9 protein-coding genes are annotated in these 12507 nt (G+C 44.1%); 3 read left to right on the top strand and 6 right to left on the bottom strand.

Annotation, left to right across the window (positions count from 1 at the left end; genetic code table 11):
• The first annotated feature begins 2 nt into the window (after positions 1-2).
• Positions 3-3098, top strand: coding sequence for an efflux RND transporter permease subunit (locus DD657_RS06820; protein ID WP_287049178.1), 3096 nt, complete (start codon positions 3-5; stop codon positions 3096-3098).
• A 106-nt stretch (positions 3099-3204) separates the two neighbouring features.
• Here DD657_RS06820 and rhuM read toward each other — a convergent pair whose 3' ends face one another.
• From rhuM to DD657_RS06845, 5 genes are all read right to left on the bottom strand, one after another.
• The gene (rhuM, locus tag DD657_RS06825) at positions 3205-3426 is read right to left on the bottom strand and encodes a RhuM family protein (protein WP_353745287.1); all 222 of its coding nucleotides are present in this window, start codon (positions 3424-3426) and stop codon (positions 3205-3207) included.
• Positions 3427-3700: 274 nt separating this feature from the next.
• Entirely contained in the window at positions 3701-4375 is a 675-nt protein-coding gene (locus DD657_RS06830) for an ion channel (protein ID WP_068690051.1), read from the bottom strand.
• A gap of 49 nt (positions 4376-4424) precedes the next feature.
• Positions 4425-5387, bottom strand: a complete 963-nt coding sequence (gene glsA, locus DD657_RS06835) for a glutaminase A (RefSeq protein WP_068690049.1) — start codon at positions 5385-5387, stop codon at positions 4425-4427.
• Positions 5388-5405: 18 nt separating this feature from the next.
• Positions 5406-6977 (bottom strand): glutamine/gamma-aminobutyrate antiporter GadC, encoded by a 1572-nt coding sequence (gadC, locus tag DD657_RS06840; RefSeq protein ID WP_021988360.1) that lies wholly within the window; start codon positions 6975-6977, stop codon positions 5406-5408.
• A gap of 116 nt (positions 6978-7093) precedes the next feature.
• Positions 7094-8287, bottom strand: coding sequence for an MFS transporter (locus DD657_RS06845; protein ID WP_021988361.1), 1194 nt, complete (start codon positions 8285-8287; stop codon positions 7094-7096).
• Positions 8288-8403: 116 nt separating this feature from the next.
• Between DD657_RS06845 and DD657_RS06850 the strand changes: the two genes are divergently transcribed.
• Together DD657_RS06850 and DD657_RS06855 are read left to right on the top strand one after the other, a co-directional pair.
• On the top strand, positions 8404-9861 hold the full coding sequence (locus tag DD657_RS06850) for a bifunctional metallophosphatase/5'-nucleotidase (protein ID WP_193617553.1): 1458 nt from the start codon (positions 8404-8406) through the stop codon (positions 9859-9861).
• Positions 9862-9968: 107 nt separating this feature from the next.
• Complete coding sequence (locus DD657_RS06855) at positions 9969-11309, top strand: radical SAM/SPASM domain-containing protein (RefSeq protein WP_021988363.1); 1341 nt, start codon at positions 9969-9971, stop codon at positions 11307-11309.
• Here DD657_RS06855 and DD657_RS06860 read toward each other — a convergent pair.
• The gene (locus DD657_RS06860) at positions 11306-12493 is read right to left on the bottom strand and encodes a class I SAM-dependent methyltransferase (RefSeq protein WP_287049181.1); all 1188 of its coding nucleotides are present in this window, start codon (positions 12491-12493) and stop codon (positions 11306-11308) included. The genes DD657_RS06855 and DD657_RS06860 overlap by 4 nt on opposite strands.
• Between the last annotated feature and the right edge of the window lie 14 nt (positions 12494-12507).

Raw genomic sequence — 12507 nt, forward strand, 5'->3', positions numbered from 1 at the left:
TTATGCATAAGTTTATCGGGAATATTATTGGTTTTTCGCTCCGTAATCATGTTTTCATTCTTTTCCTGACCGGGATATTGCTGATTACCGGGATTGTTTGTTACCGGAATACTCCTATCGAAGCTTATCCCGACGTGACGAATACCCGGGTGAAAATTATTGCCCAGTGGAACGGGCGCAGTGCGGAGGAGGTGGAGAAGTTTGTCACTCTGCCTATTATGCAGCAACTTAATACTATTCCGCGCAAGACGGATGTGCGTTCGACTTCTCTTTTCGGACTGGCAGTGGTGAATGTGTTGTTCGAGGACGGGGTGGATGATTTTTATGCCCAGCAATATGCTTCAAACCGGATGCAGGAATTGCAATTACCGGAAGGTGTGGAACTCTCGATTGAACCACCCAGTGGAGCTACGGGAGAAATTTTCAGATATTATCTCCGGAGCGACCTGCCTGTCCGGGAGGTGTCGGCGATGAATGAGTGGGTGGTACAGCGCGAATTGCTGGCAGTACCGGGTATTGCGACGATTGCGACTTTCGGCGGGGAGGAGAAGATTTTTGAAATCAAGGTGAATCCTGTGGAACTGAATAATTACGGAATCTCTCCGCTGGAGGTGTATGAGGCTGTTGCCGGAAGTAATATCAATGTCGGCGGGGATGTGATCCAGAAAGGGAGTCAGGCGTATGTGGTACGGGGAGTCGGGTTGCTGGAAAGTGTCGCGGATATCGAAAATATTTTGATTGAAGTGAAGGGCAGTTCTCCGATACGGGTACGTGACGTGGCTACGGTAAGCGTTTCTTCCAAACCACGGCAGGGACAGGTGGGACTGAACGAGGAGGATGATATTGTTCAGGGGATTGTGATCATGCTGCGCGGACAAAATCCCAGTGAGGTAATTGCGGCTCTGAAAGATAAAATCCGTGAACTGAACGAACAGGTGCTACCGAAAGAAGTACAGATTGTTCCGTTTATGGACCGTACTAAATTGGTGGATGCTACCGTGCATACCGTGTTGAAAAATATGCTGGAAGGGATTTTATTGGTGGCCTTTATTGTGTTTTTGTTTCTTTTCAACTGGCGGACGACGGTTATCGTAGCTTCGGTTATTCCGCTGGCTTTTTTGTTTGCTGTGATTATGCTGCGGATACAGGGATTACCGGCCAATCTGATTTCAATGGGGGCTTTGGATTTCGGCTTGTTGCTCGAAGGTTCTCTGGTGATTGTGGAGGTAATTTTTGTCGCACTTCTGAATAAATCTGAACAGATGGGGCAGCGTTTTGCCTCTTATTCGAAAGGGGGGATCATTAAGAAAAGTGCAGGAGGGGTGGCTTCGCATATCTTTTTTGCACAGGTAATTCTGGTGGTGGCCCTTTTCCCGATTTTCTCTTTTCAGAAAGTGGAGGGGAAAATGTTCTCTCCTCTGGCGTTTACGCTTGGATATGCGCTGCTGGGTTCGTTGATTCTTTCGCTGACTTATGTGCCGGTGATGTGTAAGGTGTTGCTGACGAAACCTTTTAAGGAAAAGACTACACTCGTTACCCGTAAGTTGATTGCGTGGCTTTTCGGTTTGTATGCTTACACTTGTCGTCACCGCCGTTCTACGATCGTCGTTTTTTTATTGGTGCTGACGGTATGCGTGGCCCGGTTTATGTTTTGGGGAACGGAATTTATACCCAGTATGAACGAAGGGGCTATTTATGTGAGGGCAACTTTGCCCAACAGTGTAAATCTGGACGAAGCTGTGCGTATCACCCGGGAAATGAAGGCGCGTCTCCTGCAATTTGAGGAGGTGGATTTCATCCTGACCCAAACGGGGCGTCCCAATGACGGAACGGATGCGACGGGATTTTTCAATATAGAATTTCATACGGAACTGAAACCTGAAAAGGAGTGGAAGCACCGGATCAGCAAGGATGAGCTGGTGGCTCAGATTCAGGATTCCCTGAGTATTTATCCGGGGATTGTGTTTGCTTTCAGCCAGCCGATCCAGGATAATGTGGAAGAATATGTGGCAGGGGTAAAAAGTGCCCTGGTGATTAAGATTTTCGGCGATGATCTGCATCAGCTGGAGGCTCTGGCTGATCAGACTGCCGATGCTATCAAGGGAGTGCAGGGTATTGAGGATGTAAATGTATTCCGGAGTATCGGTTTACCTGAGTTACAGATTAAATTACAGGAAGCGCGGATGGCTGATTATGCCGTGGCGATGGCTGATGCTCAGGCTGTTATTGAGATGGCTATCGGAGGAAAGGCGGCGACTTCGTTTTATGAAAACGAGCGAACCTTTGATGTCGTGGTCCGTTTTCAGCAAGAATTCCGTAATGACGAACAAAAAATCGGGGAAATTCTTATTCCGACCATGGATGGTAAACAGGTGCCGCTGAAAGAGATTGCTGATATCCGGTTTGTCACCGGGCCTGCTTTTATCTACCGGGAGGGAAGCAGCCGTTATGTGGGAATCGGGTTCAGTATCCGCGACCGTGATTTGGGTTCGGCGATTGATGAAGCACAAAATGTCGTCCGTGAAAAAATCCGGTTGGACAAGGGCAACCGGATGATGTGGAGTGGTGAATTCGAGAGCCAGCAACGGGCAACAAGGCGACTGGCCGGGATTGTTCCGGCTGTCATTTGCCTGATCCTGTTCCTGCTCTACATGAATTTCGGAACAGTGAAGGATACGCTGATTGCTGCCAGTACGATTCCTTATGCTTTTATCGGTGGTTTTATATCGTTGTGGGTGGCAGGGATACCCTTCGGCATCTCAGCAGGTATCGGATTTATTATCTTGTTCGGCATTGTGTCGATCAACAGCATCTTATTGACTTCGTTAATGAAATCTCTGTTGCAGCGTAGCCGGGATATCGGATATGCTATGGATGAAGCCGTCCGGACACGCCTGAGGGCGGTGCTGATGATTTCCCTGATGGGGGCTATGGGGCTTTTGCCTGCGGCTTTGTCCACCGGAATGGGGTCGGAAGTGCAGAAACCATTGGCCGTTATGATTGTCGGAGGTATCCTGATTTGTATGGTACTTTCGTTTACCGTTCTGCCCCAGGTGTTCTATTTTGTTTACCGGAAGAATCGTCTGGTTGTAAAATAATTTAACACAGCCATCGCCTTTGCTGCTTACAGGCCTGCCGCCGACCTTACCAAATACCTGTCCCGGTACGGCCACGCCGCTAGTTTGTATAGGCTGACGGCTTCGGTTAAAAACATAAGCATGTTGTTGCTTTATTGGCCCAAATCCGGAATTGTGTATCATGTTCGGATTTAACGCGATAGCCGACCGAGGTGACTATTTCGAAATTATAATACTCCATTTGACAGGTTTTTCTATCATTGGCAGTTGTCGCAAGTTTTGCGACAACCGGGATAACTCTTAATTCTTCTTTGAGTGCGTTATTTATATGCTTACCAATGGTTTTTATGTCACGACCGAATTATCCGGCCATTTGCTGGCGGTTTATCCGAAATGTTTCGTTTTTAAACTTGACCTCAATAGAGGTTCCTTCGTCTTTTGTCTGGTAAATAATGATATTGTCTTCCGATTTCATGGGTTTGACAAATTTAGACTATATAAATTTAAGCAATTTATATAGATGGTCTTTTTACATAGGCAATGTTTTTTAAAAGAATTATTATGGAGTAATATATAGTAGAAATTTGAAAATTGTTTCAATTTTTGCACTACTTTGCTACCAATTAATTATTCTCTGTCCCTTTCCTCTTATTCTGGAATTTTGTGGTCACGTAGGCGGTGAAGATCGGGAAAAATATCATTCCGGAGGCCGCTAATAATACGGCTAAAGATTGACCGATTTTAGTGACACCGAAGATGTTCGATCCGACAGTCGTTACATTCATCATGGCCCAGTTAAAAGCATCCCAGTATGTTTTAACCGGAGGATTGACCGGATGTTCCATAAAGAAGAATACGATGCTGGAAAAATAAATAATGACAAAGAGGATGGCCAGATAGGTGATGAACAGATTGGTGATTTTACTTCTGGTGATCCAACTGACTATTAAAGAAATACCGTAGATACCCCGGGCAAGAGGTATCAGCCGGAGGGTAATCCATAAGTTGTGGGAGATCACCGGAGTGAAGGCTGTAACCAGATTGAGATAGGGAATCGATACAAATAAAAAGAAGAGGTTGCGCCATACGAACGTCCAGCCCTGACTGCTGTAATACCAACGTACGAAAAAATCCAATAAGAAGATTGTACATACGACCAAATGGGAATTTAAAATGAAACGATTGCTCAAAACAGGAGTCGTCGAGAGTAATTCGATGGATAGAATGATGATAATAAATATACTGCCTAATATGACCAGTATATTCAATATGTGTTCCAATGAGCGGTTGTTTTTCATGTCGAGGCGTGTATGAGAGGAGGATGTCCATTAGGACATCCTCCGGATTTTACATTTCAAAGTCGATATTGTTATTACGGAAAATATTGAGACCCAGTTTCTGTGTGATGTATTTGATGGCGGCCTGTGCTTTGACCGAGTTTCCAAATTCATCCAAAGGCGGTGCAAAAGCTGCAATACCGAATGCTCCGGGCATTACGCCGAGAACACCTCCTCCGACTCCGCTTTTTGCAGGAATACCGCTATTGTAAAGCCAGTCTCCGGTATGTTCGTAAAAACCGACGGTTGCGATTAACGATGTGATTTTCGGAGATAACTCTTCCTTGAAAACCTGTTCTTTGGTAACAGGGTTCAAGCCTCCGTTGGCGATAGTACATCCGGCTATGGCTAATTGTTTAGCCGTAACACCCATAGAGCACTGGCGGGTGTACAGGTCTAAGGACATATCCGGATCGTCGTAAATACGGCCATAGTTTTTCAATAACCAGGCGATGGAACGGTTGTTGAAGTTCGTAGCTGTTTCCGATTTGTATAATTCGTCCAGCAGAACTAATGTGCTACCGCTAAGTGCTGTCATATTGTCGGCGATCGCACCCCATTTACCGTTGCTGTCGCCGAGTGGTTTTACCATACTGTCGGCACTGATAGCACCGGCATTTACCAAAGGTGTACTGGGGTGATCTTTTTCCAATAATATGGCCATGATCGAGTTGAAGGGCAGACCGGTGGCATCGGCTCCGATCTTGTTGAGAATCTCATCGGCTCCGTATTGTCTGAGTACAAGTACGGCAGTATATACTTTAGATACCGATTCAATGCCGAAAACATAATTGGTGTCTCCTGCTTCGATCACTTCTCCTGTCGGGAGGCATAAAGCAATACCGAATAATTGGGGATCGATTTTGGCCAGGAAAGGGATATAATCGGCATTCTTTCCGCCTTGCATGGTTTTTACTTTCTCATAAGCTTCCTTAACCACGCTTCGTATATCGTCTATTTTTATTTTTTTCATCTATTTCGTTTTTAATCGTTATTTACCGGCAGGAGGTGTAGTGGGTTTACTACTGCCTTCACTGTTGTTCGTTGTTGTTGTATTATTGACTGCATTGTTGCTGGCTTGTGTTGCTACAGCCGGAGTTTCTTCCCAATGGAAAGGAGCGAATTCTGCGTTCGGGTCTTTCCAGGACGGTTTACGCATAGCGTAGATAAGCAACGGAATAGCTACAAATATGACACATCCGAGAATTAATACGGTAAACCATACGGTGTTGCTTCCGGTGTTGATCTGAGAAGGCGGAATGAAGCTCAAAACGAATGCCAATAAAGCACCCAGGAAGCCGATTCCGGCAACGATCCAGATCAAGCCGTTACTTTTGCGGCCGATAGCAAAAGGCCGTTCGGCTTTAGGCATACGGTAGCGTAGGGCAATGGCAGCGGTGAACATCAACATGTACATGATCAGATATAACAGTACCGTTAACTGGGATAACATCTGATAGAACGATTGTACGGAAGGCATCACGACGAAAAGCAAGGATAGTAGAGTAACGATACAGCCTTGTATAATCAGAATATTTTTCTGAACTCCGATTTTATTCGTTTTTTGGAAGAATGGAGGCAGATATCCGGCTTTTCCGACAGCGAAAATACCTTTTGACGGACCGGCAACCCAGGTCAGTACACCGGCCAGAACGCCGAACATCAAAGCGATGGCGATAATCGGAGAGGCCCAATGCAGATGCAGGTAGCTCAAATAGTTGTCGAATCCGACGAGTAAGCTTTGTGTCAGGCTGATGTCTTTAGCAGGGATAATCAGGCCCAGTGCAAAAGTACCCAGGACGAAAATGATAACAATCATGATAGCCCCCATAAAAATAGCTTTCGGGTAGTTTTTACTGGCAGGAGGCTGTACATCCATTACGTGGATACCCATCATTTCCATACCGGCATAAAACAGGAAAATACTGGATGCCAATACCAGGTTGTTGAAATTGGATAAATCCGGGAAGAAGCCCTGACTCATGTCCATGTTGTTGTGCCCTCCGGTTGCCAGGTAGATAATGCCGAAAAGAATTAATAACCCGGCAGGTATGATCGTTCCGACCATCGCTCCGATTTTGGAAATTTTGCTAACCCAACCCAATCCTTTCAGAGAAATAAAGGTAGCGACCCAATAGATGACCAGCACCGTAATCAGAGTGAATATTTTATTCGAAGCGAGAGCTGCATCGTGTACGTCATTCATACCGATGTATGCAATGGAAACAGCACCGAAAGTCAATACCGTCGGATACCAGATTGTACTTTCGATCCATTGCAGAAAAATAGCCAGAAAACCGTAACGTTTTCCGTAAGCTTCTCCTACCCAGCGGAATACACCACCTTCTTTATTGGAGAACATTGCAGCAAGTTCTGCGGCGACCATTGAGGTCGGGATCAAAAATACAATTGCTGCGAACAAATAGTAAAAGGCGGAGCTAAGACCGTACTCCGCTTCAGCCGGGAGTCCGCGGAGGCTTACTACCGCTGCAACATTCATAATGGCGAGTGTTACTACGCCGATTTTTGCTGCATTCCCGATTTTTTTGGAATTTGTTGCCATAGTTTGAATTACTTTAGTTTGTTGATATTTAAATATAATCGTGTTTTGATTTTTGGATTATTGGGATAGATACGTGTGTAAAGAAATGAATGTTCATAGGCATGCAATATTTAACATTATCCGTTCGGCATACCGACAACCGGTGTGTTTTTGCGGAAATAGGCATATACGGTGAAAACGGATGCCAGAATCAAACTGAAAACGAAGGGGAAATAGGCTGTATCTGTAGTTATCCAGCTTAAGATAAAAGGATAGGTGATGATAGCTATATAATTCATGACCATAACCAGTGAGAGCGCATAGGTTGCATCTTTATTTGCTGCTTGCCTGGCTGTTTTATCATAAATGATGGGTTGCATGGTTCCATAACCCAGACCGGTTAATACCACACCGATGGTAAGGAGGAAAATATTACTTTTAAAAACGAATAAAATAAGTCCGGCAGCTATGGCTGCTAAAGAGATAAAATTTGTGTAGCCTTTAAACCAGGAGATCACCCGGGTAATATCGAATCCCGGTAAGGTGATGGCCAGGAAAAAAACGGAAATAAGGGTACCGGACGTTCCCGGATTCCCGATGTGTAGATTCTGCATATATAGCGAGAGGTTAAAAGGAATGGTCAATACCACAAAAGTGATAAAGTAATAGAAAAACATCAGATTGAAAGGCCATTTGAAGCCTGCTGACGAACCTGCTGTATGTGACTGGGCCGTTTTGCTTTGGGAATCTGTCAGGTAGGGAGGTTTATCGTCTAGGTAGAAGGCAAAAAATAAAGAAATACCTGCAAAGCAATATACTAAGAATGAGTAATGCCAATCTATACCGGCCAGAAAGCCGGACAATAATGTAGCGAGTACCAAAGTGAGGTTATTGATTGCGGAGGCAATACCGAGCTGGCGGGTGCGGTGCGAACCGGTGAAATAATCTGCAATCAATCCGGTGGAAAACGGAACGACCATGCCGGCTCCGATACCTAATAAGGCACTTATGATTAAGAGCAAGGTCAGGGTTTTGGCAAACGGGTATATGATGCTACATGCGAAAAATATGGCTAATCCTGCGATCAGTAATTTCTTTTTGTTGACAATCAGGGACAGGCGGCCTGCGATGAGTATAAAAGGTACAATGATAAGGGAGGGGAGGGATTCCAGCATTTGTAAATCCAATTTGCTGGCGTGTTTAAATACCGTTTCCATTTTTCCTAAGATGGGAGAAATAGCCAAACCCGGAAGTGAAGTAACCATGGAAATGGAATAAATGGCCAGTAAAAGGGTCAGTCCGATGGTTCCCCGTCCTGTTTTTATTTTCATAATATGATGGTTTAAGGATGATTTGTTTTTTATTTAATTGTGGTATATACGCTGAAAAAAAGAGAAAAGTTGATTTTTATTATTATTTTCGGGCGTCAAAACAGAAATCAGATATTATGCGGTTCAGAAAAAATTATTCGTTGATTTTATTGCTTTTTGCAGTAATATTTTCTTCTTGTCGTACAGAGAAAGGAGTTACGACACGTGTCGTCATTATTTCCACGAATGACATCCATGCTCAGATTTCAAATTTCCCGAAATTTGCCACTTTTGTAAAGCAGATACGTGCGGAGAATCCTCATGTGTTACTGGTGGATGGGGGAGACCGTTTTTCCGGTAATGTGTATGTAGATAATGCTAAAGAAAAGGGGAAACCAATGTTTGACTTGATGAATAAAGTCGGTTTTCAGGTGGGAAATTTCGGAAATCATGATTTTGATTACGGACCTGCTGTGTTGAAGCAGAGAATGGCGGAGTCGCAATTTCCGCTTGTTTGTGCTAATGTGCAGGCTGCACATAGCGAATTGGGCCAACCTGAACCTTATGAGATGATCGATGAGGCAGGAATAAAATTTTGTTTTCTCGGCCTGATCGAGACGAATGCAAAATCTCATATTCCGGCTACCAATCCGGATAATTTGGAAAATATTACTTTTCGTTATTATAAAGAAGTTGCAGCAGAGAATAAAGCATTGAAAAATCAGTGTGATGTGTTGATCGGGCTGACACATATCGGTTATACGGCTGACTCTATATTGGCGGTGCTTATGCCTGAATTTGATGTGATTATCGGCGGACATTCCCATACATTGATCGAGAATACCCGTTTGATCAATCATGTGTTGGTCAGTCAAACGGGTTCCAATCTTAAATATGCCGGCCTGACATATCTTGATTTTCATGGGAAGAAATTGGTGGGCAAGACTTATAAAGCAGTCAAACTGGATTCTTTTGCCGAAGATCCCGAGATTGCCGCTATGGTGGAAAATTATATGAATTGTCCGGAATTTCACGAGAAATTGGGAACGACATCAAAGGGAATGAAATACAAAGAAAATGTGGCCTGTATGGTAACGGATGCCATGTGTACGGCTGCTAAATGTGATTTCGCATTTTATAATAGCGGCGGAGTACGTTATAATTCGATACCTGCCGGAGATATTACTCTGGAAACGATATACAGAATAGAGCCTTTTGCCAATCATATCGTTGTTCAGGAATTGACATTACCGGAGATAAAAGAGCTGATATTGAATCGTTTTAACGGAATAAAAGATCCGGACCGCCGGCGGATTGATCTGTTTGTTTCTCAGGGAAGATATACAATTGTAAAGAATAAGGACGGGCAAGGAGTGGATGTTGTGTTGGTGGATGCCGCAGGGAAAAAAGTAACGGATACGACCCGGAAATATAGAATCGGATTGAGTAATTATGTGAATAGTACGTATGATTTTGTGGGAAAAGGCAGGGGAGAGAATACAGGTATATTGCTGGTGGATGCCATGGTGAAATATGTAAAAGCAAAGGGGGATGTCAGCTATGATCAACGGCGGACATTTATAACAAAGCAATAATCCGGCGAACCGGTTTAAAATACCGGTGAAACTTATTTATCGGTTATGCGTTTATAGGAAAAATTGAAAATCTTATAAATACATAACCGATAATAATTTTATAGCCGATGAAGACCTTTAAGACACAGATGCAAGCTTTTGCGATGAAGAAGATACTGAATTATGTGGAGAGAAATCCGGAACAAAATGCACCTAAAGCTTTGAAATGGATGAGGAAATTGGATTCTGACGGAACGTATGGGTCTTCCTGGGAAGCTTTGGAAGGATATTTGAAAGATCCGCAAAATAATTGGACCCGCCTGGTTATGAAAGCTTATAATGACTGGGATCCTTATGTACGGAGAAAACTTTTTGAAGCCCTGATATGTAATGCTGCGATTATTGGAAACAGTGCTATAAAAATTACCAGTAAAAAATACGGTGTCAATGTACCCTGGACAATATTGATGGACCCGACTTCTGCCTGTAATTTGAAATGTACAGGTTGCTGGGCTGCAGAATACGGTCACCGGATGTCGATGGATTTTGAAACCCTGGACCGGGTGATTACGGAAGCGAAAGCCTTGGGGGTTTATATGTTTATTTTTTCGGGAGGAGAGCCTTTGGTAAGAAAAAACGATATTATACGCCTTTGTGAGAAACATCCGGATTGTTATTTTCTGGCTTTTACAAACGGGACGTTGATAGACGAAGCTTTTGCCGATGAAATGTTGAGAGTCGGTAATTTTGCTCCTGCTATCAGTGTAGAAGGCTACGAGGAAGAAACGGATATGAGAAGGGGGAAGGGAACTTATCAGTCGGTGTTGCGGGCCATGGATTTATTAAAAAAGAAACGGCTCATATTTGGTATGTCGACCTGCTATCACCGGAAAAATGTGGATGTTGTGGGTTCTTCGGAATATATTGATTTTATGATTGAGAAGGGAGCGGCATTCGTATGGTATTTTACTTATATGCCGGTTGGAGGGGATGCTATACCGGAGTTAATGGTAACGGCCGAACAGCGTAAATTTATGTATAACCAGGTACGGGAATTCCGCCGGACGAAGCCTATTTTCGCCATGGATTTCTGGAATGACGGAGAGTATGTGAAGGGGTGCATTGCCGGAGGCCGTTATTATTTCCATATTAATGCGAACGGGGATGTGGAACCTTGTGCATTTATCCATTATTCCAATGTAAATATTAAGCATATGTCGTTGCTGGAAGCTTTGCGTTCGCCTTTATTCAAAGCTTATCAGGAAAGACAACCTTTCAATAAAAACCATTTGCGGCCTTGTCCTTTGCTGGACAATCCGGACAGCTTAAAAGAAGTGGTACATGTCTCCGGTGCCCGTTCTACAGACATGCTGAAGCCTGAAGACGTAGACGTTTTGACCGATAAATGCCGTGATACTTCAAAGAAATGGGGAGCTGTCGCCGATAAAATCTGGTATCGGCAATCCTAAATTTTCCGGCATTCGATGATGATTTTCCGGGCATTACCGAGGGTGGTTGCGAATAGATAAACTTCTCCCCCTTCGGTGATGCCCGAACTTTTTCGGATAGCTTCTACCGTCAGAGGAAAATTCCGGGTCGTAATATTTGCCTGTCCGATGCTTTTTCCCAATTGTTTCAGTTTCTTGCCTGAGAATTCATGTACACTCGCTACTTTAAAAATACGTCCCGGAAAATTCCCGATCTTTTGCCCGGAGGTGTATAAATGACTGTTCAAATGCAATTTTGAAATGTTGTATTCGGTGGCGATTAGCTTAAATGCCCCGCTTTTCAGAATAGCGGCATTCGGTTCGTAAAGGTAATCGCCTATTTTTTCTGCTGCTTGAAATGGACTTGTTTTTTCTTTTTGCCACGGGAAAGAAAATACTTGTTGTTGTCCGTCCGATGTATAGTTTATCGTGACGACACGGATTCGTGGCGAGAAAGTTACGGTGTTTTCCAGTACAAAGATAACTTCCTTGCATTCGTTTCTGACGGCGATGATATGTACTTCGGTCGTTTCCGGAAGTTGTCTCAGAGTTTCCGAAATATCGGCCATAGGCGATGTTTTGAGGATGAGTCGCCCGGCTTTCGGAAGAAGGATATTCTTGAATTGTAATACATCCGGTTCGCAGTCGGATAAGGCAAATACCCGCCTGTTGCATTCAGTGCGTCTTGCCGGGTCAATATAAAATGTATCGGCGGTAAGCGTGGAAACGATTTCCCGTACATCGGCCTCTAAGATCTGTATATTGGTAGCGCCGAGTGTCTTGAAATTATGTTCTGCTGCCCGGCAGTATTCCGCGAAGCGTTCGATATATATCAATTCTTCGGCTTGTTGTGACAATTGCCAGCTATCGATGCCCAGACCTCCCGTCAGATCGCATATCCGGGGGCCCCGGACCAAAGACTGTTTGTAATGAGCAGTGATTTCCGACGAGCATTGCTCAGCAGAAAGGCGGGACGGAAAGAGCAGATCGGAGTTGGCAAACCAGGTGGGCAGCTTTTCTTTGATTTGTCGTCGTGCTCTGATTTGATCGACGGCAAAAGGGACATCTACAGGTGAGTAACGTCTGGCATTCAACAATAATTTGTCCGTATCGTCAGTGAAATGTTGCCGGATAAAATCTTTTATTTCTGGAGTCAGAATCGCCATGTATACTTGATTGC

Source organism: Culturomica sp. (assembly GCF_003524185.1).
GTDB lineage: Bacteria > Bacteroidota > Bacteroidia > Bacteroidales > Marinifilaceae > Culturomica > Culturomica massiliensis.

What these genes read in the sequence shown, in the direction of transcription:
- DD657_RS06820 (WP_287049178.1), top strand. Translation starts at nt 3, where the DNA reads ATGCATAAGTTTATCGGGAATATTATTGGTTTTTCGCTCCGTAATCAT.
- DD657_RS06830 (WP_068690051.1), bottom strand. Translation starts at nt 4,375, where the DNA reads ATGAAAAACAACCGCTCATTGGAACACATATTGAATATACTGGTCATA.
- glsA (WP_068690049.1), bottom strand. Translation starts at nt 5,387, where the DNA reads ATGAAAAAAATAAAAATAGACGATATACGAAGCGTGGTTAAGGAAGCT.
- gadC (WP_021988360.1), bottom strand. Translation starts at nt 6,977, where the DNA reads ATGGCAACAAATTCCAAAAAAATCGGGAATGCAGCAAAAATCGGCGTA.
- DD657_RS06845 (WP_021988361.1), bottom strand. Translation starts at nt 8,287, where the DNA reads ATGAAAATAAAAACAGGACGGGGAACCATCGGACTGACCCTTTTACTG.
- DD657_RS06850 (WP_193617553.1), top strand. Translation starts at nt 8,404, where the DNA reads ATGCGGTTCAGAAAAAATTATTCGTTGATTTTATTGCTTTTTGCAGTA.
- DD657_RS06855 (WP_021988363.1), top strand. Translation starts at nt 9,969, where the DNA reads ATGAAGACCTTTAAGACACAGATGCAAGCTTTTGCGATGAAGAAGATA.
- DD657_RS06860 (WP_287049181.1), bottom strand. Translation starts at nt 12,493, where the DNA reads ATGGCGATTCTGACTCCAGAAATAAAAGATTTTATCCGGCAACATTTC.